The organism is Bremerella cremea, from assembly GCF_003335505.1.
GTDB lineage: Bacteria > Planctomycetota > Planctomycetia > Pirellulales > Pirellulaceae > Bremerella > Bremerella cremea_A.
In genome coordinates this window covers 128,742-151,640 of sequence record NZ_QPEX01000011.1, presented here as the reverse complement: position 1 = coordinate 151,640, position 22,899 = coordinate 128,742, and the positions used below count along the sequence as shown (strand labels likewise).

The window sequence follows — 22,899 nt, the reverse complement described above, 5'->3', positions numbered from 1 at the left end:
CTCATAGAGTGCGGGGAAAGGTTGCCGACGGCTTGTGCTTAAGGGCTAAGCTCTTGCTCGTGCAGCTTTGTCAGCCGGGCAACGATGTCTGGGTGTTGCTCGGTCAGGTTGGTTGTTTCACCTGGATCTTCGGCGATGTTGGCCAGGAACAACTTGAAGTTCTGGTTCTTGCCGGCTTCTTCGGTATCGCGGGTATTGGCGATCAGCTTCCAATCCCCATCTCGCACCGCCCAGGTCGCTCCGTTTCCTTTGCCAACTTGCCAATGTAAGGGGTGATCGGCATGCGGGCTTTTCGCCTTACCATCTTTTAACACCGCCACTTGGCTACGACCATCGAGATGGGTCTGGGGCAATGCAACGCCGGTCAGTTCGGCCAAAGTCGGCATCCAATCGCAAGCATGGGCCATTTGATCGCGGACTTCTCCTTCCGGCAGATGTCCTGGCCAACTGATGATGCCTGGTAAGCGAATGCCACCTTCAAACATGCTGAACTTGGCACCCCGATACGGACCAGAGTTGCCGCCGCCGTTGTGGGCACGGACTTCGGTAGAGTAACCGTTGTCCGATTGATAGATGACGATCGTATCGTTACGCAGGCTCAACTTGTCGAGGGTGGCCAAAAGTTGACCAATTCGTTCGTCCTGCGAGGCGATAAACGCCGCGTACAAATTACGGGGGTACTTCACATTCTTGAAATACTCGAGCCACTTCGCTTCGCCTTGGTAAGGATAATGAGGCGTGTTCATCGCGTAGTAAATAAAGAACGGCTTGTCGTGATTCTTTTCGATAAACGCACTCGCTTCGTCGGCCATCAACTGGGGGAAGTAACGCCCGCTCTCGTAAACTTCTTTTCCGTTTCGCCACAAGTCGTGTCGATTGGGGCCGTTCCAATAAAAGAAGTGCGAGTAGTTATCGATGCAGCCTCCCATGTGGCCGATCGAATAATCGAACCCTTGGGCCAACGGCATAGTCTCTTCGGTGTAACCGATATGCCACTTGCCGATATGAGCGGTCGTGTAACCGGCGGCCTTGAACATTTCGGCCATGGTGATCTCGGAATTGGGGAGCGCCCCGCCCCCTCCTTTTTCGGAAGAGCAATTGCTAGGCACGCCTGCTCGAACTGGCCAACGTCCGGTAAGCGCCCCGGCCCGCGAAGGAGAACAAACAGGTGCTGCCGAATAGAACTGTGTAAAGCGGACCCCGTTGACCGCCAGCGAGTCCATGTGCGGCGTGTGCAAATCGTCGCTGCCATAACAGCCCGCGTCGACCGAACCTTGATCGTCTGCCAGAATGAAAATGACGTTTGGCTTCTTCTCAGCGGCAAAGGTAGAAACCGTGAGTAACGACCAAAACAAAGCCAACCCGGCAAAGCGAAGCATGGGGCATTCCTGAGCAGTGGAAGGGATGAGGATTTAGGGAAGAGACCAAATTGTTTCCACCGAGAAATAGGCGGACGGCCCCCAACCGCTAGCGGACACTTTAGTATCCCCGACGAGAAAACGTGGGTCAAACCCTGGGATATCTCTTAAGCATCTGGGGAAGTAAGATACACGATGGCCAATTGAACGCCACCCTTGCCTATCTTCCTTCAGGAACCGAACCATGTTCGACCACGATGCAAAAGCCGTAACGCAACAGACGCTCGATGATATTGCGGCGGGTGGTGTCGATATGTCACAGCCCTTAGAAATGGATTTCTTCGTGGCAGTCCCTTCGGAAGAGGTAGGTCATCAAATGGCCGCAAAAGCCGAACTCATCGGATTTGAAACGAGTGTGGAAGAAGATGAAGAGTCGGGTGAGTGGACGTGTTATTGCACCAAAACCGTCATCCCCACCCTCGATACGGTCTTCGATATTGAAGAACACCTTGATGATCTAGCCGAACCGTTGGGCGGCTTCAGCGATGGATTTGGTGCGTATGGAGAGGAAGAGGAAGAAGAATAACCGATTGGAATTTAGCAAAACCTTCTTTTCTGTTCCGCTCGTTTCTTAATCTGGACGGATACCTTGTCGTAATCGCTTCCCCTTCTGGCGAGATCAAGAGATAAGCTCGCCCAAGAAATACAAAAGGGATGGTCCCAAGTGCCTGAGACGATTTGGATTGAATCGTCTCAGAAATCACGCGGAACCATCCCTCAGGAGAAAGGGACTCGATTTAAAGGCCCTTTTGGAGTTTTACTTTTTCACTTCGAAGTCGATGCTGGTTGCGTCGGACGCGGGAAGCTCGACGGTCGTCGTATATTCCTTGAACAACGGTTTGCCCATCGGAAGCTCGGCAGCAGGATCGGCTTTTCCATCGAACCCGTTAATGCGAACCTGAAACGTACCACCTTTATGGCGTTTCGGGTCTTCTTTCGTCTCTGCATACTTGCCATCGACGATTTGGAACATCATCCCTGCTCCGGAGGTGCCAGCGGAAGCATCCGGAGTGAAGAGAATTGTACCACGCGAGACCGGGCTCCCTTTGTAGGAAACAGAACCCGAAACCGTATGTCCTTCCGGACCTTTCTCGCCGCATCCCATGGATGCCAATAGCCCGATAACCAACAAGGAGCCCAGCAAGGGGGGGATATGCTTCATGGGAAATGATCGTCCTTTCAGATCGCGTCGTGTGGTTCAGGCTTACTTGTTCAATACGCTCAGCGTTTCGCCACCAGACGTACTTGCCGATGACAGATAAACGTTGTAATCGACGACTTCTGGCACAAAGTGGACCGAGGCATCCGCCATAGCAAACTGGCAACCGCCTGGGTGATTACTGCCGTAGCTCATGTCATTGAACAAGGCGGTGTAATCGGAGTTGATTGGATTAGCGACATTTTTACATGGAGCCATGAACTCATTCAATCGACCACCACGGTTCCACGGACGATAGCGAGTCGAATTCCCCTTTCGCGCAGCCCAGGAGATCTCGCCCAACATGAGGGTATTACTCGTTCCGTCGATAACGTCCGCGAATGTGCGGCGTTCGTTAAAGTAGAAGATCCCCTCGCGTGAGAAACCGCCATGACTGCCGCTGGTATTTTCTTTGTAGGCAGTGTTCGACTGCGGATTGGTGCCGGTTGGGCCCATAATTCCGTAGTAATGCGTGGTGTAATATTTGGAATCGTCGTCCGCCTTTTCCGCTTTACTACCGGCACTGGGGCAGATGTAGGCGTCCATGCGAATTTCACGCAGCGGAGCATTCACACCTTGGTGATACTGTTCAATCATGTTGCCTTGCTCGTACATGGCGTTCTGCTCGATGAATGGCAAGATCGAATAATGCCACCCCATGGGATTGCTGTTATTGTCCATGACGAGCGAGCCAAACGGAAACGACTTGTAGGTGTCGTGATAATTGTGCAAGGCCAAACCAAGCTGTTTCAGCTTGTTGCTGCAAGAGTTACGACGTGCGGCTTCACGGGCTTGTTGAACAGCAGGTAAAAGCAGGGCAATTAAAACACCAATAATGGCAATCACCACCAACAGTTCCACCAATGTGAAACCTGAACGAGAACGATTCAAGCGCGGCAACATCTTCGATGCTCCAGAGAAAATGGGATGAAGAGAACAGAAAAGGGCATATCCGGTGTTTGGATCCCTAGCACCCGTGTGAAAAGGTTTGGGGCAAGGAAATAGGAAACCAAAACTCGTGACGTGTAGTAACGCCAGAACGCTTCTATCGGATCATTCCACTTTCGAGCATAAATTCGAGGAGAGAATTACGAGATAAGATGCTCTGGGTGAAACAAGAATCAATTCTTTTGTTTTTCCACAACAGAATTAAACACACATTTGCATTTTTACACAATGAAAAATAACTACTTATTCCATCTTATCAGGGAGAAATTAACGACCATAGATCCGATTTCCCGTGAAATTATCTCCCTTAGCCTCACATTTCGGTTATTTTTTGCTAGCACGGATTGTCACCCAAAAAGCAAGTAAGAACATAGGCAATAGTCCTACTAGGGAAATCGCTCTACCCTCAACAGGACTAACTGGTTTTGCAAGACAATTCCGTTGAGAAAGAGGTCTCAACAAAGCCACGCAGAGCACTGATCCAGATCGAGTGCTCTGCTGTTTTCGATTGTCTTCGGCTGCCCCCGAAGATAAAGAGATGGGGCTCGCCTGGTTAGCACTCCAGAGGGTTAAACGCCGTCGTAGCTTGCCACCGCTCTGGTAATCGTAGCTAACTCGTCCGACGTCAACTCGATGCGGCCGGCTTTGGCGTTGTCGACCGCTTGCTGGGCATTTCGGGCTCCGCACAGCACATGCGAACAGCCAGGCTGAGCCAATGTCCAGGCCATCGTCACTTGGGCCAAGGTGGCGTCATGCTTTTCCGCGATCGGCCGCATCGGATCGAGCATCGCTTGCACCTTCTTCACGTTCTCAGGCTTGAAGCGATCTTTAAAGTTCCGTTGGTCCCCTTCTTCGTACTTGCGGTCGGCCGTGATTTTGCCGGTCAACAAACCTTGGCTCAACGGGCTGTAGGCCAGAAAGGCTAGGCTTTCCTTAGCACAATAGGCCAAATTGGTTGGCTCGAGATCGCGGTCGAGCATCGAGTATTTTTCCTGATCGGTGTCCAACTGGCCGAACTGACGATAGGCGTTCATCTCTTCGTTGGTGGCATTACAAACACCAATTGCCCGGATCTTACCTTCCTTCTTCAGTTCCATCAGCGTTTCCATCCGCTCTTGAATTGGGGTGTCGTCCATTTGCCAGTGCGTCTGATAAAGGTCGATCACGTCGGTGTTAAGTCGTTTCAAGCTCCGTTCGACTTCTTCCCGAATCCCGTCCTTTCCGCTGTAGATGAAGACGTCGAAACTGTCCTTGGTCGTCTCGCCGGTCCAATCGACGTTCTCTTTGGTGGTCGAAAACCGCTTGGCAGCTCGTTTCTTTTGCTCGTCGTTCAAATCCCAACGCATGCTGCACTTGGTTGCTAGAACGACCTTGTCACGCCGATCAGCAATTGCCTTACCGACTACTTCTTCGCTGACGCCAAAACCGTACATCGGTGCCGTATCGATCAAGTTGCCGCCAGCATCCAGAAAAGCGTGAATCGCGGCGATCGATTCCTTTTCGTCCGCTCCGCCCCACGTCCAACCGCCGATTGCCCAAGCTCCGAAAGCGACCACCGAAGCAGAAATACCGGAGGGGCCTAGGTTACGCATTTGCATGTTTAATCTCCTGATAGGAAAATAGCGGCGACGATGGAAAGAGCTCCGTGGAAGGAAACTACGCGTCCGTTTGCAACAAGCGGGCCATCTCGGCGACTGCCTGGGCAGCTTTCTGCCGATCGATCGCATAGTAGACGCTTTGGCACATTCGCTCGCAGGTTACTAATCCGGAACGCTTGAGCAAAGCCAGATGCCGCGAGACAACCGGCTGGGAAATGCCCAACTCTTCGGCTAACTCCGAAACGTTGTACATCTCTTCGCACTTCATCTCGGCCGGCAATAACGCCAGAATACGAAGACGCACCGGCTCGGACAGGGCCTGGGCGACGAGAGCGAGCTGTTCCACTTCCACGTTCATTACCGGGAAGTGTATATGCCTATGCACATAAGTCAATGATGTCTCGTCGCCAGGCCTTTTCTTTCAAGCTCAGATCCGCAGCACGATCTTGCCGAACTGTTCCCCTTGTTCCATCCGGGCCAGAGCTTCGTTTCCTTGGGCAAGGCTGAACACCTGATCGATTACGGGGCGAATCTCGTGCTTTTCGACCAAGTTTAACATCCCGCGAAAGTCGGCTGGCGAACCCATTGTCGATCCGATCAGCTTCAACTGTTTCCAGAACAGTTTGAACATATCAAGCTTCTCGGGTGCTCCAGTCGTCGCGCCGTAGTTTACGATACGGCCGCCAGGGGCAGCTATTGCGACCAAGTTGGTGTAGCCCTTCCCTGCCGCGCTGTCGATGATCAGGTTCGGCGAACCAAACGACTCAGCAGCTTTTTTTGTCCAACCTTCCTCCCGATAGTTAAAGCCGGCGATCGCCCCTAGTTCTTTTGCGCGGGCCAGCTTGGCTTCGCTAGAAGAAGTCACAGCAACTTCCGCCCCCACGGCCACGGCAAACTGTAAGGCCAACGTTGCCACGCCGCCGCCGATACCGCTGACCAACACCTTCTCGCCAGGGCGAAGTTGTCCTTGAGACATCGTCGCGCGGAATGCCGTTACGCCTGACAAGGGCAATGCGGCTGCTTCTTCCCAGCTTAAATGCTTCGGCTTTGCTCGCATCGCTTCAATGGGGACGTGAATATGCGTGCTGAACGTTCCGTGATGAGGCATGCCTAAGATCGTAAACTGGTCCGATTGAGCGGCTTCGTTCGTTCCCCAATCCGAACCAGGATTGATGATGACCTCTTGATCGAGCCAACTTTCATCGTCGGCTTGTCCCACTTCGACAACCACGCCAGCCCCGTCCGAGCCGAGAACCTTCGGCAATTCAATCCCAGGATAAAGTCCCTGCGTGATCCAATAGTCCCGGTGGTTCAGGGCCGCAGCTTTTAAAGCGACCTTAGCATAGCCTGGTTTGAGTTCCCCCAGATCGTAGTCGGCTAGTTCCAAAGGGGTTTTCAGTGCTTTAAGCAACAAACCTGGCATAGGATCTCCTCTTCATTAAATCGATTCAATTGACTTCCGTACCTTTATCTTTCCCGATAAACCGCCCCGTAGCTAGACCCGGGCTCCGAGACGTTGGCCTAAACGGTGCAGGGTTGGGCTGGCGTCATTTTCAGGAAGGTGGACGTGAATAATGCTCATTGCTTCGCGATCGTCCCAGGCCTTGTGCAAGGCCGCATAGAACTCTTTCTCGGTGCTCACCTCATAGCCAGTACCACCTCGCAGGATCTCCGGTAGTTTGCTGTATGCCCACGGATGGATTTCGTTGTACTTCCAGTCGCCAGCATGTAACCAGCGTTCGGTTCCATAGCCGTGATTATCGAGCACGATGATCACCGGATCGTAGCCGTGACGAATGATGGTCGATAGCTCCATGCCGGTCATTTGAAACGCTCCATCCCCAATGACCGCCAAAATGCGTGCATCGCGCCGAGCCGTCTGTGCGCCAAGCGTGGCTGGCACAGCGAAGCCCATCGACGTGTAATAGGCCGGGCTGAGGAATTCGCTTCGTCCCCGCGTGACTAGTTCGGTAGCGGCGAACAGCGAGTCGCCAATATCTGCCACGACAATCGTTTCGTCATCCAACAACGGATTGATCATCTGCATCATCCGCTGGGTAGTGATCGGCTGATCGGTAATCTCACCTACTGGCGGCATGCCCATGCGAATCCCCTCGGGCAGAGGTCGTGGCGGACTAGCAATTTTCTGCTGAGACAACTCGCGCACGAAGTCCGGCAGGGTGACGCCATGATAATGATGATGCTTCAAACGAAGCTGCTCGCTTGTCGCATAGATACACTTGCCGGGATCAAGATTCGCCGTGAAAACCCCCAAGTTAATGTCGGTCATAAAGGTACCAAGCAGCAGCACCAAGTCGCTCTCTTCGACAAACTGGGTCACCTCTTCTCGCCCGAGGGCCCCTTCGTATAAACCAACGTACAACGGGTGCGTTTCGCGAAGGACACTTTTGCCCAGCATGGTCGCAGCGACCGGAATTTGTGTCTGCTCGGCCAGGGCCAGCAATTCGTCTTGGAGATGAAATCGGTGCATCTCGACGCCTGCAATGATTACAGGCTTTTCCGCCTTCTCGATTAAGTGTCGTGCTTCGGTGACCGCTTCGGCCAAAACTTGTGGATCGCTTGAGGAAACTTCAGTGGGGAAAACGTGGCTAATATGGGGAACGACGTTGACCATATCACGAGGTATTTCGATATAGCCAGGACGCTTGAAACGGACAACTGCATCCAACACGCGATCGATTTCGCGAAAGGCGTTGATTGGATCGGAAAGTTCAGCCCCAGCGATGCACAGCTTCTCAAAAACATCCTTCTGAGTGCTGAAATCGCGGACCATGTGGTGCAATAGAGGGTTATTTGTTCGTTCGCGCAGCCCTGGCGAACCGGTCAAGATGACCACCGGGGATTTCTCGGCGTAGGCACCAGCCATACTGTTGCAGATGCTTAAACCACCCACGCAGTAGGTCACACAAACAGCTCCCAGGCCGTTCACCCGAGCATAAGCATCCGCCGCAAAGCCAGCACAATCTTCCCGAGTACAACCAACGACATTGATTGGACTCTTTTCCAGCATGCTGTAGAACGAGAGAATATAGTCGCCAGGAATTCCAAAGATGTCCTGCAAACCATACTCTTGCAGACGACGTATTAGGTACTGTCCGATGGAAACCCCACTGACCATTTGCGGGTCGGGACTTTTGGGCGTGTGAGAAGCAGAATTCATTCGGATCAACTCCATCGGCTTACGAGAAAACGTATACTTCGACCCTCCCTTTATTTTAGGCTTCCGTTTTCATTGGGGGCATACGATTCATTCCTAACGTAAAATTGTTTGATCGCTTGAGTCATATCCAACTGAATTGCAGCAAGGAACTTCAAGGTTTATTCAGGCAGGACGAATAAAAAAGTCTTAGGGCGAAATCTCAGCCTGAATCAATTTTCGAGCCACCGATGTAAGTATAAAAAACGATCACCTGGTTTTTCTCGAAAATGTTGCGCTTTTTGTGCTGGTCTGGGGTGACTATCTACCCTTTAATTTCGCTATAATACCTATCCAAGACTGCATAATTCGCGATCCGCTGTAATCTCCTAGTGATCGCAAATAAGGTAAACATGGGATGGGAGACGAGGTATCGCGTTTGTCTCACTGCCCCGAGGCAACGTTCACTTCGTCTCCCTCCCTCCTTTTTACTAAGCATTTGGCGGCATAATTTTTGCTGCTTCTTTCTGTTGCCTCTGGAACTCTTCCAAATGAGCCCGGCGTTTGAACCCGGTAACCTGTTCGTTGATCGAAAAGGAGAGAAACATGTCTAAGCAACAAGATTTGGATCGCGGATACCCTCAGTCCGACCCACTCGCCCAATCACCTCCGAAGGCAGTTCCGTGGTTAGCAATCGTTTTGGTCAGTCTCGGACTGTTAGCAAGCTTGCTTGTCGTGCTGCCGGCGATGGCCTTCCTTTCGGGAAGCTAACTTAAGGAACGCTGCACACACAATTCAACGACGCAAGATGCCGATTTACCACGAATCCGGAGTCTCCGTTGGTCGCCCCGGTTGGATTAGAAACGTAGTCGTCAATAATGGTGGCAATCGAACCGTGGCAATTCATCAAACTCGTTTTGCGCATCTGTGCTAGAGTTGCTAGGTAAAGTTCCATGATGGTCGTTGCCCGACCGGATGGTCCCCACTGGATTTCTTCCCGACGAGAGACGCCATGAACGCAGCACCTGATCCCCATACCGACGATTCGTTGGAAGCTGCCAACCGCCAGTACGACCGTTCGCGCATGCCGTGGATGATTGCGATTGTTTTGGTCGGATTCCTGTTCATCGGCTGCATTGTGGGCGGCCCGATCGTGATGTTCATGCTGTACTCGCGCGAGAGTGCGCGACGTACCCAGTGCGAAGCTAATTTGAAGGAGCTGGCCTTCAACATGGACACCTACTACGGCGTGCATGAATCGTTTCCCGCTGGCTGGGATGTGGCCGAAAACGAAGATCCCCCCCAGCCTGGCTGGGGCTGGCCGGCGAAGGTCTTAACGGTGACCGGCGCGGTTTATCCAAGTGCCGATGCTTTGGACAAAACGCTGGGGAGTGTTTTGCTGCAGAACGACCAGCGGCTGGAACTGTTGCAAGAGGCAATATCAGGCTACCTTTGTCCCGCTGACGAGGTTTACACCTATCAAGGCGAGAACCATCCTGATCGTCGGTGGGTGCATGACGAACAACCGGTTCCGTTCGGGCTAACCACCTACGTAGGGAACGCCGGGCACTTGCACGATGTGGCCGGTGCCCAGCCGAACACTGGCATCTTCTTCGGCAATTCACGCATTACCATCGAGCAGATCACTGACGGCCAATCCTATACCATCATGGTTGGCGAGCGGGATTTGACTCAGTGTCGTGCGGGAAGTTGGCCCGGCGTGCCGAATCCGATGAGCCATGACGGTGGGCCATCGATCTGGAGCGTAGTCGCTGGCGCCCGGCCAAAAATCAACGCACCTCCATGGAACAGCGATACCGAGTGTGGCGAAGGCTTTTCGAGCTTTCATCCCGACGGCGTGAACGTGTTGATGGTCGATGGCTCGGTCAAGTTCTTAACGAATGATATCGAATCGAATTGGAACGCTGATGCCCACTCACCCGAGCAAGGCGTTCTGCAACGCATGATGATTCGTAACTACGGCGATAACCTGCCGGGTCAGTAGCCGCTTTTTCGGCTGGTAGCAGATCAAGTGGTTAGTTCAAACCGTTGACCATTTTCAGCCACTCAATCGCCAAGGGAATGCCTTCGTCGAGCATGGACTGATAGTGCGTACCGACCGGGATTTTGACCACGGTGATATCTTTTCCCTTGTCTTGCATCTGCTGAGCGAACTTTTCAGCCGGGCCCCATAACGTTTTGTCGTCGTTGCCCACGTAGACCAAGAACGTCGGCTGGCTCAAGCGTTCAAGGTGGGTCATAGGTGAGATCTTGTTCACGTAGTCCCCTGCTTGTGGCACGATATTATTGCGTTGAATCGTGGTCAGACCTTGCACACCCAGCCAAGCCCGGATGTCGACCGCCGGCATGAAGGCGACACACGCTTTGACTTGAGGATCCATCTCGGCCACGTACAACGCCATCGTTCCTGCCGAGCTATGCCCCACGGTGTAGAAGCGGCGTGAATCAACGAACGAGAGCTTTTCCTTGGCGTACTCCATTGCCACTTGAGCGTTAAGCAGCCCCGACTTGGCTTCTCGAAATGCTTCTGCCGCGATTTGCATTTGCGAAATGCTGGCATCCTGCGAGCCTGGGTCGCCGCTAAGTTCGTAAGCCACCACAGCGAAGCCTGCTTTCGCCCACGGAATGTGTTCTAGCTCGGCCCCCTTTCCCAATTCGCTGCCATGCACCATGCCTGTGCCGGCAGGGGCAATGAAGACGCACGGCAGCTTTCCGCCAGGAAGCGGATCTGGCTGATAGATCCAAAGTGTCATCGTTCCACCCTCGGGCAGCGGTGCCTTGACGATTGCCCTTTTGACGCCACTTACTAAAGGAGTGAAGTTGGCGTCTGGCACCTGTTTGACCAGGGCCGAAAGCCGATCAGGGGCTCCTAGCAGCTGTTCGACGATCTCTTCTTCGACAATCGTCCCTTTGACCGGGGTCTGGTTCGAACAGCCTGAAAGGCCAGCCGAAAGCAGCAACAGACCCGATAACACGATCGACAGACGCAAAGACATGAAAGACGAACCTAAGAGGGTGGTAGCAAGGACAGCCGATAGGGGCATTTCCATTGTAGCTGCCGGGCCGCTGGAGTTAAATCGGCAAATGTCATCGACCGGTTGTCAGAGACCAGGAAACAGGTACGATCGGCCCAAAATCTCTTTCTCGCCGAAGCTGCCATGGCCAAAACTTCCCGTTCTCAATTGAAGAAAAACGACGCTTCGTCCCCTGTTCGCGGCTCGCTAGTGGCCTTTCATGCCCACGTTGCAGCCTGGTTTCAGCAGCACCAACGCGATCTGCCGTGGCGGAAATCGCAAGATCCTTACCGCGTTTGGATCAGCGAAATCATGCTCCAGCAGACCCAAGTCGCTACCGTGAAGGAGTACTTCCGCCGCTTCATCGCGCAGCTGCCCACCGTACAAGACTTGGCCGCAGCCGAAGAGCAGGAGGTGCTGCGATTGTGGGAAGGGCTGGGCTACTACCGCCGAGCCCGGCAATTGCATGCGGCGGCCCAAGAGATAGTGACTCGCTTTCACGGCGAGTTCCCTCATCAAGTCGACGACATCCAAAGCCTGCCAGGCATCGGACGTTATACGGCCGGAGCGATCGCTTCGATTGCCTTCGGCCAGCGGGCCCCGATTTTGGAAGCCAATACGCAGCGGCTTTATGCACGGCTGATTGGCTGGGATGAGGTTCTTACAACCTCTCTCAGCCAAAAGCGATTGTGGCAGTTCGCGGAAGACATTCTACCGGACGACAATGTTGGCATCTTCAATCAAGCGTTGATGGAAGTGGGAAGCTTGGTCTGCACGCCCAAGAATCCTACCTGCCAGCAGTGCCCCTTATCGGCTCATTGCGAGGCTTATCATCAAGGCCGCCAAGAAGAAATCCCGCGACCCAAGAAGAAGATCGAGTTTATCCCAATCACCGAGATCGCCTTGGTCGTCCGTAAGAAGAACCAAGTTCTCGTACGGCAATGTGGTCCAGACGAACGATGGGCCGGGCTATGGGATTTTCCTCGCTTTCCCTTGGGCGAAACCAAGTCGGACATCGATCTCTCTGGCGTGACTAAGCAGTTGGCTGAAGCGGTTGGTATTCAGGCCGAAATGCACCAGCATCTGAAGACCATCAAACATGGCGTCACCAAGTATCGCATCACCCTGCTCTGTCACGAGATGATCTACCAACAAGGTCGTCTGAAACCCCAAACCGGGCCCGATGGTCAGCCGCGAGTTTGGAAGTGGATCGATGTTGCCGAGCTTGGCGAGTTGCCCTTGTCGACGACAGGGCGGAAGTTGGGGCGACTATTATCGGCCTAAACCGCAGTGCGAAGTGCTGTCATTTGACTTGGTTAGCTGCGGCCTTTGGAATCGGGTGATTCGCAGAACTCGGTCCATAGTTGTTCCAAGTTTTTACCGGTCATTTCGTGCAACATCACGTTTTGATATTCGTGTTTACGAATCGCTTCGTTTGCTTTTTTGACAAAGCCAGGATTGTTCTTTTCTAACCAGGCGATGAACTGAGCGCTGGTACGATAGCCATCGCGATAGCTTTGTCGCTCAGCGTTAATACCGCGTAGCCGAGTCTGCGGCTCGTACTTGTAGAAACGAATGTAGTCCGCGATTCCTTCCACCAACCAAAAGGGGCGACCACGACGATAGGTCTGTTCGACATGTACCAGCTCGTGAATCACCATGCCGGTGTCTTCTGGGTGCTGTTTCACCCAATTGCCTGAGATGGTGATCTCGTTGCCGATCGTATGGGCGACGCCGTCCATGTCCTTCTTAAAGACAACCCGTACTTCGGTCGGCGCGGTGAAACCTTCCTGCGAAAGCATTTCCGCAATTTTTGGATGCCACTCGCGAATCAACTTCTCGGACTGCGCGGCCCAATCTTTCAATTCGGGAACTTCGGTTACGTCGATCTGAACTTTCAGTTCCGCTTCTGCGGTTGCTTCTGGCGCAGCAAGCACAACACTAGGTAGCAGCAATCCAGCGGCAAGCATCAACCAAAAGATACGCATCAATCGACCTCAAATTTGGGCTACAGAACGAATCGGAACCGCGATGTGATTAGGTCCTATCGTAACCCAATGAATTCTCTATCGCATTGAGGTCCATTGCGGATTTGTATATTTTTCCGCAACTAGTTTGGCCGTCATTGCCTCGGGCCAAGTCTTCGTATTTTCCTGCACTTGCCAGGCCTCGATCAAGTTGCGGCGTAAAATATCGCGAGCGATTGGTACGTTGGTGACGAACGACCGGTGAGGTCGCTGCTGGCGATAATCAGGCATTCGCGGTGGCGTGCGGAGCAGTGTGTGAATCAGGCTCAAATCAAAGTCGTACAGCAGCGTGCCGTGATAGATTAAGTGCGAGCGTTTGCAGCGTAAGCTATTGCCAGAGAATTTTCGTCCGTTGAGCGTGAGATCGCACGTCCCTTGAAAGTCGACCTCAGGCACTTCGCGAACCAGCGCACTTTGAATCCGCCCCATTACGTAACGATGACAAGCATCGAGCGCGGCTAGTTCCGGATGAAGTTCGTAGCTCAACACCACGGCATACATCAAGCAGCCGCGGCCCGTCACTACGGAAGCACCTCCGCTTGCTCGGCGCAAGACCGAGATGCCGCGGGCTTGGCACGTTTCGACATCGACCTCTTCATGCAGCTTCGAGGCTCGGCCGATAACGACCAGCGGATCGTCCGGTTCCCACAGCCGCAAAAGCTCGACCGGCGAGGTGGCTTGTTCGGCTTCTTCTAATAATGCCTCGTCCAGTGCCAGATTTTCTTCCGGGGTAGGAAGCGTGAGATCCAAAAGCTGCATCTTTGCCACGACCGGTAACCTACGCAACCTTCTTACCAGGCAAGAGGAACGAAGTGATCATCATGGCCAATCCCACGACCAATCCCACCACTGAACCGATCAAACTCATCTGACGATTACGGGCCGTATCGATGTAGAAACGATCGATTCCTCCGTTGCTACGCATTTGATCCATCACATCTTTTTGGGTGGCGAACTCCCAGAAACCGAGCATGCGTTCTAAATTCCACGTGTCGATATCACCTTCGATCACCTCGACCACTTCCGTAGGGAGCTCGGTTTCGATGGTTTGCCAGGGGGCAGGAAAGATGACCGTGAACATGAGTATCCCGCCGAGCGAGAAAAACGCGATCAGCAGCCCAAACACGAGCAATATCGACTGTCCTAAAGACCATTTACGTTTAACCGTGGTCTTTTCCGGTTCGACCAGCGGCAGCTTCTTCAGTTCGCGGAGCGTGGGAACTTCCACCTGCTTGCCGCTGGGCGTGGTAATGGTTTCGCCCGCTTGCGAAGTTTCGACGTGGACCTCTTCCCCATCGGGAGTCTTCAGCAGATATGTTTGAGCCATGACGCGATTGTAGAGCCGATAAGTAGTTCAGAACGGAGAAGTCATACCGAAACGGTCTAGTGTAATCGCCCCGGCCAAGCCTGGGGCAACATTACGCTCGTTGCTCCAGCAGCTTTTCTTGGAAATCTTTACGACTAAACTGGTTACACGGTTCAATTTGTAGCCAAATCGGATTCGGGCTAGCTAGGTGCCGCGCGGCCTGTTTTGCCCCACCAAGGAAGCGAGATGCCACCATCGACCAACAAAGTCGCCCCAGTGGTGTAAGTGTTGCGAGGGCTGCTCATGTAGGCGATCGCTTCGGCCATTTCCTCAGGTGTGCCCAGACGTCCAGCAGGAATCTTGGCACCCCCTTCCTGCAGGATGTCGTCGGTAGCGAACTTGCGTTCACCAGGCGTATCGGTCCAGCCAGGCTGAACGATATTGACCCGGATTTTGAAGTCGGAAAGTTCGATCGCCGCTGTTTTGGCCATGTGCTCAATGGCCGCTTTCGACATGTTGTAAGCCATCGCCTTGGGGGCCGGAATGAATGCGTGTGGCGAGCTAACGATGGTGACCGCCCCAGGTGTCTCCTGGGCGATCATCTGGCGCGAGGCGGCCCGTAAGAGGTGAAATGCACCCCACATGGTGACTTCGATCGTCCGGCGAAAGCCTTCGAGGTCGGCTTCGTAGAAAAATTCTCGGTCGCTGTAAACGGCGTTCGAGACCGCCACATCGAGCTTGCCAAACCGTTCGACAGCTTGGGCTACCATCGCTTCGACCGCATCGTAGTTAGAGACATCGCATTTTACCGCGATTGCCTCGGCCCCAAATTTTTCAATTTCTGCCAACACTTCTTCTGCTTTGGCGGGGTTGGAATGATAGTTGACCACGACATTGGCTCCCCGTCGCGCAAATTCAACGGCGGCCGATCGACCGATGCCTTGGCTTGAACCTGTCACAAGGACCACTTGTCCTTCGAATTCACGCTGCGTCATGGTTAGTTTTCCAGAGATGGTGGAGTGTGGATTTGGGGAGAAATTGTGGGTTTCAATCGGCCTATGCTACCGAGGCCGACGTAGACTCGCAATTCGCGAAGTGGTTTGAAGGTGGGATGTAAGCCAGAATCGATGTAATTTGGCGAATAAACGATGACCTATTACGTTCGCCCTGAAAGGGAAAAACCGTGATTTGCATCGAAGTTTTCCGAGGTGTCCCGTTTGTGGAATCAGGAAGACGGAGGTCTTAGAAAGGCAACTCGCATCGCCGAAAAGTGATGCATTGGCACAATGATCCCCCAGGAAGGAGGCTAAGGGAAAAGAAATCGCAACACCCTCGAAAACGTGAGATAGACTGTGGTTGTCCGCAAGCTGAAAAGGCCTGGAAAGGCCCACTTTTCCTTAACGAAAGTATGGACCCTGGTTAGGGTCTAGTTAGAATTGGGTGAATTCAATCGACGAATGGACTCTCGATAAGTTCTGGCCAACAACTTCCGGATCCACCAAACCCTCATCTCTCGCACGAACATCTATTCCGCGGTCATAAACCCGCGGCTCCGTAGACGGACTTCTGAAAGTCGTGAAACGAGTTGAGGTTTGGTAATCATAAAGGTTTGTGAGTGTTACCCCGCAATGTAGAAGCGCGACACTCATAAGATTGAGGGAACAGACGAGGACGTTTTCAACAAAGAAACAATTCACAAAGACAACGGAAGTTTGGTGAAGCTGGTTTTACTTTGGTGAAGATGCGTAATTTAGGAAATCAACTAAGCGAATTTCCCTAGCATTCCTTGACTGCAAGGTCGTATAGAAGCGGCAAACTTCGTGGAAATGCGGCATTCCGGTTGATTACACTAGGTGAACAGGCCGATTTTTTAGGAGTTGAAAGTCTGGTCATTAAAAAGGGTTAGAGTGATTTTCTGTGACGCGGCAAGAGGCTGCGTCGTTCAGTGCCAAGAAGAGGACTTGGTGCTGGTGGAAAGGGGCACGGATTACCAAACAACATAACCAGAAGCACGCCGACGTTGTCCGTTAGTTGCTTGGATGCCGCGATGAGCTCGCAAGATCAGCGACCTTCGCCCGGCTCAGCACAGAACTTTTATCAGTTGGGCAAACTAAGCAGACCGCATGGACTTGTTAAAAGTAATCTCTTTCCAAATATCCAAGGACGGCAGTTATTCACGCGTTGGGTGGTAGACTTGCGAAGTTTTTCCTCGCAAGCAGTACTCACTTTTCAATGTGTGGAACCGGCGGGAAGACGAAACCATTGTTCCCGTCCACCCATGGGTTAAACCTAGAAGAACACCAGCCTCACTTTGGCGAGTGAAGGAGTGATATGTTGTACGATTCGTTGATTGACGATTTCGAAGATGATGACGCTCGTGTACGGCCACGTAGCTTCGACGATGCTGCCGTCGATGTTATTGATGATTCCGATGACGATCGCATGTTGAACAATACGGACGATATGTCGAACGATTCGGCAGATGATTCGTCCGACGAGTTCAGCGAGGACAGCGAAACCTGGTCGGACGACCCGGTACGCATGTACCTGACACAAATGGGCGAGATTCCCTTGTTGACCCGCCAGCAAGAAATCTTCCTGGCTCGCAAGATCGAGCAAACCCGCGCTAAGTTCCGTCGCTTACTGTTGGAATGCGATTACGTCGCGCAAGATTCCTTCAAAGTGCTTCAGCGCGTTCAAGATGGTGAGTTGCCGTTCGATCGAACGGTTCAGGTCTCGGTGACCGATCGGTTGGAAAAAGAACAGATCATGGGGCGTATGCCTTTGAATCTGGTCACGATCGACAAGCTGCTCAAACGCAATCGTCGCGATTACATCATTTCGCTCAGCAAGTCGGCTTCCGCTGAAAAGCGTTCCGCTGCTTGGAAGCGTCTGGGGCATCGCCGTCAACGCGTGGTCAAACTGATCGAAGAACTCGGTCTGCGTACCCAGCGTATCGAATCGAAGATCGGCGTGTTGGAAGAATTTTGCCGTCGTGTGAACGAGCTTAAAGCTCGCCTCGACGATCACAAAGCCAACAACACCCCGCAGGAAGATCGCGAACCGCTGCTGGCTGAATACCGCAATCTGTTAATGGCCACGCAAGAGACTCCCAAGAGCCTCAATCGTCGCTGCCAGATGGTCAAATCGATCTACTCGGAATACCAGCAAGCCAAGCGCGAGCTGTCCGAAGGAAACTTGCGTTTGGTCGTCTCGATCGCTAAGAAGTACCGCAACCGCGGACTGAGCTTCTTGGACCTGATCCAGGAAGGTAACGCTGGCTTGATGCGTGCGGTCGACAAGTTCGAGTACCGCCGTGGTTTCAAGTTCTGCACGTACGCCACCTGGTGGATTCGCCAAGCGATCACCCGCGCCGTGGCCGACCAAAGCCGTACGATCCGTATTCCGGTTCACATGGTCGAAACGATGTCTCGCGTGCGTAACGTGGCTCGTCAGCTGCTGCAGGAAAAAGGACGCGAACCAACCATCGAAGAAACGGCCCGTCGTGCCGGCACCACCGTCGAGGAAGCTCGTCGCGTGTTGGCCATGAGCCGCTACCCGATCTCGCTAGATCGTCCGGTCGGTAACAGCGAAGACAGCCAGTTCGGCGATTTGCTTCCCGATGGCGAAGCCGAAAGCCCAGCCAACGGTGCCGCTCAGGAAATGTTGCGAGGCCGAATCGGTCGCGTACTGAAAACCCTCAGCTACCGGGAACGCGAGATCATCAAACTTCGCTACGGTTTAGGCGACGGTTACAGCTACACCCTGGAGGAAGTCGGGCACATCTTTAAGGTGACCCGCGAACGTATCCGCCAGATTGAAGCCAAAGCCGTTCGCAAGCTGCAACAGCCCAGCCGCAGCCAAGACTTGGTCGGCTTCCTCGACTAGTCCCGGGCGAAGTTCGCCTGACAACTTTCGAAATTCAAAAGCCGGACTCTCTTGGGTCCGGCTTTTTTTGTTCCCTCCAGGCATGTGGATAACCCGTCGATAACGGTTCGATAACCTGTCAGTAGCATGTCGTTAACCGGTCGATAAGACGTCGATAACTGGTCAGTAATTGGTCGATAGGCGTTTGATAAAATGTTGCTACCTGTCGATAACTTTGCGAGCTTTGCCGATTGATGCCTGAAAAGCCAGAGTCAAATCCGTTCACTTCCCCTCACGGCGATGACGAGCAGCCCTCGACTGAGCTCTCTTCTATTCCCGGTCCGATGGCCGTGGCAATGTTGTTGGGCTATCTGCTGATGCTGCTGCAGGTAGGCGAGTTCGTGCTGATTGGCGATCGTCAGTCGTCCAACCAGTTCACGCTGTTGGTAGGAGCGGTGTTGTCGTTGTTCATTACCTCGGGCTTGATCGCGCGAAGTGGTCCGACTTGGGCGCTAGCGCGGTTCTATTTTTGTTTCCATGGTTTGATGGCAGTCAGTTTCGCCATCATGGCGTACTCAGTCGGCAAACCACCTCTGGCGATTTGGTCTGGCTTGGTTCAAGCGGCGTTTTGCCTTTTCATTTTCCTGGCATTGGGCCGGCCGACTGTGCGAAAATATCACCAGTTAGAATGTCCGCAATGTCACAAGATCAACGCCAACGGCGATGACCTGCTTTGCTTCCAGAGACGTTGTCGTTCGTGTGGTTTCCGTTGGTGAAAAAGAGAGCAATGCAGCCCACAAGTGATAACCCGTTTGAATCGCCTACGGTCTTAGAACAAATTCCGCCAAGTCCCGATCAGGAACAATCGCTCGAAGACCAGATGCCGAGCTTAGTAGCGCTGACATGGATGTTGTTTTTGTTTACGGCCACAATTCATGGGATGGTCAGCTTGAACTTGGGAATCCCCTGGATGGGATTTGTCTCGATCTTGAGCGGTGCCGCTGGTTTCGTAGTTCTTTACCCCTCGCCGTTGGCCTGGGGGCTAGGACTAGGTTACGCCAGTTTGATGAGCTTGGTCATGCTGGTGGCCAGTGCAGTAGGGTTTACCGAATCTCGTCCGCCGACCCTTTACGAGCTATCCCCACTGGTGCTTTACTTTTTGATTGTAGCGATCCTCTTAAAAACCTCGCGTCGCTATTACTTTGATTCCCCAGAGCAGAGCGAGCCCGAGGAAGGATAAGGGATGACCGAAAATCCGTTTGCTTCGCCGCAATTGATCGAAGAAGAAACGGTCGAAGTCAAGCTCGTTTCCGTAGATGGAGATTTGGCGAAACGTCAGGCACCGCCCGTTAGCTTACAGTTAGCCTGGCTCCTGGGCGTGGTACTCTTGCCAATCAAATTCATCTCCTTGCTGGTATTCGGACCGTGCGGAGTATTGATGATTGCCGCTTTAGTAGGAATGCTTGTTTATCTGTTAAAACCTCGACGTTGGGTTTGGCCAGCAGCGCTGGTTTTCTTTCTGTTCGATGCTGCATTTCTCGCCATAGGAATCGCTGCGGCAATTCACTTTGGCCTTCTGATGGTAGCAATCGTAGTGGTGGTTGGTGTGACGCTTTGCCTGATTATTTGCGGTTGTTTATTTCAACGATCTGCTTGGGACTATTACCATCGAACCACAACATGAAAATCCGTTTGCTTCGCCGCAATTGATCGAAGAATCATCACTCGATAACGAACAACCGGCAGGGATGTTGCCGGCCGCTTCGTTGCTGGCCATCCTCAATGCTTCGTTCTTGGGACTTATCCTGTTATTGGTTTCGTATCTGCTCGAATATCGTCTTGGCAGTGTTTTGTTGGCAATCAACGGTTGGTTTTTAATTTTTGGCGGCAGCCTGTTGTTCCTGGGCATTCGTACCATCTGGAACGTAGCGATCACGTATTTAAGTTTGCTGCTAATAACTTTTGTTGGTCTGATTGCGGCCAGTGCCGTGGGGTTGGTTTCAGAAAACTGGTTGATGCTTTTGTTGCCAGCGATATTGTGTGCCCTTAGCTTGGTCTTGTTGGCCTTTCCCAGTTCGCGCCGCTACTACGGTTTTACTCACGTTAATTGAAAGTTCATGGCCTCCGAATCCGAACCAGAGAATCCGTTCGAGTCCCCTCGGTTTGTCGACGACGAACCACTTCCAGCGCAACTTGTTCCTGAACCACCATTCAAGAAGAAAAAAGAACTCGCCCCGACCTCGGTGGTGATGCTCATGCTGCTGGCGATGGCACTCACGCCAGGCGTTCCGCTCGGGTTCTATTATCTTGGCGCTGCTGGTGTCTTAGTGGCGGGATTCAACTTTGTATTTAGCATGCTACTGTTGATGAAAATGCCCTCGACCTGGTGGATGGGGAATCTCTTTTACGGAGCATTGTTTGCCTCGTTCTTCACCGGCAACATTTTGTGCTCAGGCTGTATCCCGGCGAAGTACATGCATTGGAGTTACCTCGGCATGCTCGCCAGCGGAGTCGTCTTGGTGCTCTTGTCGGTGCCAGCTTCTCGGAAGTACTACTTCGGCGTGGCATCATAGGGGTCCCCATGTTTCACGAAGCTGGCGGAAGGTATGATCGAAGAGACACCGAACGATTTTCCGCATGGCATTCACCGAGCACAAACCTTTGAACGATTCTTCTCCTTCTTCTGAAAAGAACTCGCCCGCAAAGAAGCACAATCGCGGTGCTTGGGATCGCATGGCCCGTGGTGGACACCGGTTCGCTCAGCCAGCCCAGGAAGCAGAATTCAAAAATCCGCTGAAGACGCTCGACCGATGGGGCTGGCTCGGGGAAAGCATCTACGGGCAGCGCGTGTTGTGCCTGGCTTCTGGGGGTGGACGCCAAGGGCCGCTGTACGCCGCCGCTGGGGCAATCGTCACGGTAGTCGATATCAGCCGAGCCCAGCTCGAGATCGACCGCAAAGTGGCCGCCGACCGTGGCCTGCAATTGAAGACGGTTGAAGCTTCGATGGACGATCTATCGATGTTCGCGCCTGCCGACTTCGATATCGTCATCCACCCGGTCAGTACCTGTTATGTGCCGGACGTCGCACCCGTGTTTCGAGAAGTTGCCAAGGTGCTATGCAGCGGTGGGCTTTACATCAGCCAACACAAAACACCGACCAGCTTACAAGCAGACGTCAAACGGAGCGATCGCGGGTACGAACTGACCGAGCCTTACTATCGCACCGGCCCCCTGCCCGAAGTCAAAGGAAGCCGCCATCGCGAAGAAGGAACGCTCGAGTATCTGCATCGCTGGGATCAGTTGGTCGGCGGAATCTGCCAGGCCGGGATGGTGATCGAAGATTTGGTCGAACCGATCCACGCCAAGAAAGAAGCCGAGCCCAACAGCTTCGAAGACCGCAGCATGTTCATCGCCCCTTACGTCCGCATCAAAGCCCGCCGCGTTGGCCAAGACAAACCACGGGTCGAAGCAGGCAGCTTGTGGTTGCCGGGCAGCTAATAACCTATTGATTTCGGCGCTCGTAATCCAACGTACAACAGTACGCCTACCGACGTACTATTGGCCGATTTGCCACGATAGCACGCAGCTTGTGACGGTTGTTAGGCGGCATCCATTTCCACTCGTTCCAACTCATGCGGAACACCTCTCCCGGCAGCAAGCAAGAACTGCCCCCCAAGCCACAAACAAAGCGTTTGCGAAACAAGGATAACGTGCGCGTCTCCAACATATCGATGGTAAATATCGAATTGATTAGCCAATAAAGCAATCGCCAGAAAGACAACCATCGTAACGCTATACAGCATCGGCTGATCAGGCAACGAAAGCATGAGGCAAGCCATGATCGAAGGAAGAGCAACTAAGGTAAAAAACAGCAGCAGAATACCGGCGAAGTCCAGCTGCGAAAAACCGAACGACGCCACCGCAAACACGATGGTTAAAACCAGCATGTGCTTCATCCTCAACTGACGACCATGCTTGTGATAAAGCCAATGGGCGATCGTGGCAGGGGCCAGACAAAAGATCGCCGTCAGTGCAAAGCACATCAAAATCAAAGGCAACATGATGCTAAGATCCTCAGTGGGATCGACCAGCGGATAAGCAAGTAGAGTCGCCAGCGGAATTGCCACCAAGCCAATCTTCGTGAGCATCGGGTGTTCCGGAAAACGAAGCCGTGCCGCGCAGCACAGTGCGTACTGTCCCCAGATTGTTCCCATGGCGATGTTCAAATAGAACGGACCTTCACTAGGACTTTCCGCGTAGGCCATTGCAATCAACAAGGCGTCAATGCATAGGCAATTGAAGACCAGCAGAGGAATCGCGTACTTGGCAAAGTCGTTTTTCATAC

At 53.0% G+C, this 22,899-nt stretch carries 24 protein-coding genes; 11 read left to right on the top strand and 13 right to left on the bottom strand.

Annotated features, from left to right (window positions below; translation table 11 throughout):
- Positions 1-38 precede the first annotated feature (38 nt).
- Positions 39-1,379: a sulfatase-like hydrolase/transferase gene (locus tag DTL42_RS07885; RefSeq protein ID WP_114368172.1), complete on the bottom strand. Its 1,341-nt coding sequence runs from the start codon at positions 1,377-1,379 to the stop codon at positions 39-41.
- Positions 1,380-1,602: 223 nt separating this feature from the next.
- On the opposite strand from DTL42_RS07885, the gene DTL42_RS07880 reads away from it, so the two are divergent.
- Positions 1,603-1,944: a ribonuclease E inhibitor RraB gene (locus DTL42_RS07880; protein WP_114368171.1), complete on the top strand. Its 342-nt coding sequence runs from the start codon at positions 1,603-1,605 to the stop codon at positions 1,942-1,944.
- Between the two features lie 231 nt (positions 1,945-2,175).
- Here the strand turns inward: DTL42_RS07880 and DTL42_RS07875 are convergent, their stop codons facing one another.
- From DTL42_RS07875 to DTL42_RS07850, 6 genes are all read right to left on the bottom strand, one after another.
- On the bottom strand, positions 2,176-2,580 hold the full coding sequence (locus DTL42_RS07875) for a hypothetical protein (RefSeq protein WP_114368170.1): 405 nt from the start codon (positions 2,578-2,580) through the stop codon (positions 2,176-2,178).
- 42 nt (positions 2,581-2,622) lie between these two features.
- Positions 2,623-3,507, bottom strand: a complete 885-nt coding sequence (locus tag DTL42_RS07870; protein WP_234824120.1) for a DUF1559 domain-containing protein — start codon at positions 3,505-3,507, stop codon at positions 2,623-2,625.
- A 626-nt stretch (positions 3,508-4,133) separates the two neighbouring features.
- Positions 4,134-5,162, bottom strand: a complete 1,029-nt coding sequence (locus tag DTL42_RS07865) for an aldo/keto reductase (RefSeq protein ID WP_114368168.1) — start codon at positions 5,160-5,162, stop codon at positions 4,134-4,136.
- A gap of 58 nt (positions 5,163-5,220) precedes the next feature.
- A complete protein-coding gene (locus tag DTL42_RS07860) occupies positions 5,221-5,508 on the bottom strand; it encodes an ArsR/SmtB family transcription factor (protein ID WP_158545281.1) in 288 nt (95 codons plus the stop codon).
- An 81-nt stretch (positions 5,509-5,589) separates the two neighbouring features.
- Positions 5,590-6,585, bottom strand: a complete 996-nt coding sequence (locus DTL42_RS07855; RefSeq protein WP_114368166.1) for a zinc-binding dehydrogenase — start codon at positions 6,583-6,585, stop codon at positions 5,590-5,592.
- A 72-nt stretch (positions 6,586-6,657) separates the two neighbouring features.
- Positions 6,658-8,343, bottom strand: coding sequence for an alpha-keto acid decarboxylase family protein (locus DTL42_RS07850; RefSeq protein ID WP_199590082.1), 1,686 nt, complete (start codon positions 8,341-8,343; stop codon positions 6,658-6,660).
- A gap of 582 nt (positions 8,344-8,925) precedes the next feature.
- Here DTL42_RS07850 and DTL42_RS26240 point away from each other — a divergent pair.
- Together DTL42_RS26240 and DTL42_RS07845 are read left to right on the top strand one after the other, a co-directional pair.
- Positions 8,926-9,090: a hypothetical protein gene (locus tag DTL42_RS26240; RefSeq protein ID WP_158545280.1), complete on the top strand. Its 165-nt coding sequence runs from the start codon at positions 8,926-8,928 to the stop codon at positions 9,088-9,090.
- 241 nt (positions 9,091-9,331) lie between these two features.
- Entirely contained in the window at positions 9,332-10,324 is a 993-nt protein-coding gene (locus tag DTL42_RS07845) for a DUF1559 domain-containing protein (protein WP_114368165.1), read from the top strand.
- A 31-nt stretch (positions 10,325-10,355) separates the two neighbouring features.
- Here the strand turns inward: DTL42_RS07845 and DTL42_RS07840 are convergent, their stop codons facing one another.
- Entirely contained in the window at positions 10,356-11,336 is a 981-nt protein-coding gene (locus DTL42_RS07840; protein ID WP_158545279.1) for an alpha/beta hydrolase family protein, read from the bottom strand.
- Between the two features lie 162 nt (positions 11,337-11,498).
- On the opposite strand from DTL42_RS07840, the gene mutY reads away from it, so the two are divergent.
- Positions 11,499-12,638, top strand: coding sequence for an A/G-specific adenine glycosylase (gene mutY / locus DTL42_RS07835; protein WP_114368163.1), 1,140 nt, complete (start codon positions 11,499-11,501; stop codon positions 12,636-12,638).
- Positions 12,639-12,670: 32 nt separating this feature from the next.
- Here mutY and DTL42_RS07830 read toward each other — a convergent pair whose 3' ends face one another.
- The 4 genes from DTL42_RS07830 to DTL42_RS07815 all read right to left on the bottom strand — a co-directional run bounded on the left by DTL42_RS07830 (position 12,671) and on the right by DTL42_RS07815 (position 15,682).
- Positions 12,671-13,342, bottom strand: coding sequence for a basic secretory protein-like protein (locus DTL42_RS07830; protein WP_114368162.1), 672 nt, complete (start codon positions 13,340-13,342; stop codon positions 12,671-12,673).
- 78 nt (positions 13,343-13,420) lie between these two features.
- On the bottom strand, positions 13,421-14,140 hold the full coding sequence (locus tag DTL42_RS07825) for a lipoate--protein ligase family protein (protein ID WP_114368161.1): 720 nt from the start codon (positions 14,138-14,140) through the stop codon (positions 13,421-13,423).
- Positions 14,141-14,159: 19 nt separating this feature from the next.
- Entirely contained in the window at positions 14,160-14,708 is a 549-nt protein-coding gene (locus tag DTL42_RS07820) for a hypothetical protein (protein WP_114368160.1), read from the bottom strand.
- A gap of 179 nt (positions 14,709-14,887) precedes the next feature.
- Positions 14,888-15,682: an SDR family NAD(P)-dependent oxidoreductase gene (locus DTL42_RS07815; protein WP_114368159.1), complete on the bottom strand. Its 795-nt coding sequence runs from the start codon at positions 15,680-15,682 to the stop codon at positions 14,888-14,890.
- 1,339 nt (positions 15,683-17,021) lie between these two features.
- On the opposite strand from DTL42_RS07815, the gene DTL42_RS07810 reads away from it, so the two are divergent.
- The 7 genes from DTL42_RS07810 to DTL42_RS07780 all read left to right on the top strand — a co-directional run bounded on the left by DTL42_RS07810 (position 17,022) and on the right by DTL42_RS07780 (position 22,052).
- Complete coding sequence (locus DTL42_RS07810; protein ID WP_425305516.1) at positions 17,022-18,575, top strand: sigma-70 family RNA polymerase sigma factor; 1,554 nt, start codon at positions 17,022-17,024, stop codon at positions 18,573-18,575.
- Between the two features lie 233 nt (positions 18,576-18,808).
- Positions 18,809-19,330, top strand: a complete 522-nt coding sequence (locus DTL42_RS07805; protein WP_114368157.1) for a hypothetical protein — start codon at positions 18,809-18,811, stop codon at positions 19,328-19,330.
- 11 nt (positions 19,331-19,341) lie between these two features.
- Complete coding sequence (locus DTL42_RS07800; protein ID WP_114368156.1) at positions 19,342-19,794, top strand: hypothetical protein; 453 nt, start codon at positions 19,342-19,344, stop codon at positions 19,792-19,794.
- A 3-nt stretch (positions 19,795-19,797) separates the two neighbouring features.
- The gene (locus DTL42_RS07795; RefSeq protein WP_114368155.1) at positions 19,798-20,238 is read left to right on the top strand and encodes a hypothetical protein; all 441 of its coding nucleotides are present in this window, start codon (positions 19,798-19,800) and stop codon (positions 20,236-20,238) included.
- Between the two features lie 22 nt (positions 20,239-20,260).
- Positions 20,261-20,665 carry a hypothetical protein gene (locus DTL42_RS07790; RefSeq protein WP_114368154.1) on the top strand — a complete coding sequence of 135 codons (405 nt, stop codon included), beginning with the start codon at positions 20,261-20,263 and terminating at the stop codon, positions 20,663-20,665.
- Positions 20,666-20,671: 6 nt separating this feature from the next.
- Entirely contained in the window at positions 20,672-21,127 is a 456-nt protein-coding gene (locus DTL42_RS07785; protein ID WP_114368153.1) for a hypothetical protein, read from the top strand.
- Positions 21,128-21,191: 64 nt separating this feature from the next.
- Positions 21,192-22,052, top strand: a complete 861-nt coding sequence (locus DTL42_RS07780) for a class I SAM-dependent methyltransferase (RefSeq protein WP_234824119.1) — start codon at positions 21,192-21,194, stop codon at positions 22,050-22,052.
- A gap of 101 nt (positions 22,053-22,153) precedes the next feature.
- Here DTL42_RS07780 and DTL42_RS07775 read toward each other — a convergent pair whose 3' ends face one another.
- Positions 22,154-22,897 (bottom strand): hypothetical protein, encoded by a 744-nt coding sequence (locus tag DTL42_RS07775; RefSeq protein WP_114368152.1) that lies wholly within the window; start codon positions 22,895-22,897, stop codon positions 22,154-22,156.
- Positions 22,898-22,899: the final 2 nt, after the last annotated feature.

Bases quoted from the DNA above. Each gene is read 5' to 3' on its own strand.
- DTL42_RS07885 (WP_114368172.1), bottom strand. From the start codon at position 1,379: ATGCTTCGCTTTGCCGGGTTGGCTTTGTTTTGGTCGTTACTCACGGTT.
- DTL42_RS07880 (WP_114368171.1), top strand. From the start codon at position 1,603: ATGTTCGACCACGATGCAAAAGCCGTAACGCAACAGACGCTCGATGAT.
- DTL42_RS07875 (WP_114368170.1), bottom strand. From the start codon at position 2,580: ATGAAGCATATCCCCCCCTTGCTGGGCTCCTTGTTGGTTATCGGGCTA.
- DTL42_RS07865 (WP_114368168.1), bottom strand. From the start codon at position 5,162: ATGCAAATGCGTAACCTAGGCCCCTCCGGTATTTCTGCTTCGGTGGTC.
- DTL42_RS07855 (WP_114368166.1), bottom strand. From the start codon at position 6,585: ATGCCAGGTTTGTTGCTTAAAGCACTGAAAACCCCTTTGGAACTAGCC.
- DTL42_RS07850 (WP_199590082.1), bottom strand. From the start codon at position 8,343: ATGAATTCTGCTTCTCACACGCCCAAAAGTCCCGACCCGCAAATGGTC.
- DTL42_RS26240 (WP_158545280.1), top strand. From the start codon at position 8,926: ATGTCTAAGCAACAAGATTTGGATCGCGGATACCCTCAGTCCGACCCA.
- DTL42_RS07845 (WP_114368165.1), top strand. From the start codon at position 9,332: ATGAACGCAGCACCTGATCCCCATACCGACGATTCGTTGGAAGCTGCC.
- DTL42_RS07840 (WP_158545279.1), bottom strand. From the start codon at position 11,336: ATGTCTTTGCGTCTGTCGATCGTGTTATCGGGTCTGTTGCTGCTTTCG.
- mutY (WP_114368163.1), top strand. From the start codon at position 11,499: ATGGCCAAAACTTCCCGTTCTCAATTGAAGAAAAACGACGCTTCGTCC.
- DTL42_RS07830 (WP_114368162.1), bottom strand. From the start codon at position 13,342: ATGCGTATCTTTTGGTTGATGCTTGCCGCTGGATTGCTGCTACCTAGT.
- DTL42_RS07825 (WP_114368161.1), bottom strand. From the start codon at position 14,140: ATGCAGCTTTTGGATCTCACGCTTCCTACCCCGGAAGAAAATCTGGCA.
- DTL42_RS07820 (WP_114368160.1), bottom strand. From the start codon at position 14,708: ATGGCTCAAACATATCTGCTGAAGACTCCCGATGGGGAAGAGGTCCAC.
- DTL42_RS07815 (WP_114368159.1), bottom strand. From the start codon at position 15,682: ATGACGCAGCGTGAATTCGAAGGACAAGTGGTCCTTGTGACAGGTTCA.
- DTL42_RS07805 (WP_114368157.1), top strand. From the start codon at position 18,809: ATGCCTGAAAAGCCAGAGTCAAATCCGTTCACTTCCCCTCACGGCGAT.
- DTL42_RS07800 (WP_114368156.1), top strand. From the start codon at position 19,342: ATGCAGCCCACAAGTGATAACCCGTTTGAATCGCCTACGGTCTTAGAA.
- DTL42_RS07795 (WP_114368155.1), top strand. From the start codon at position 19,798: ATGACCGAAAATCCGTTTGCTTCGCCGCAATTGATCGAAGAAGAAACG.
- DTL42_RS07785 (WP_114368153.1), top strand. From the start codon at position 20,672: ATGGCCTCCGAATCCGAACCAGAGAATCCGTTCGAGTCCCCTCGGTTT.
- DTL42_RS07780 (WP_234824119.1), top strand. From the start codon at position 21,192: ATGGCATTCACCGAGCACAAACCTTTGAACGATTCTTCTCCTTCTTCT.
- DTL42_RS07775 (WP_114368152.1), bottom strand. From the start codon at position 22,897: ATGAAAAACGACTTTGCCAAGTACGCGATTCCTCTGCTGGTCTTCAAT.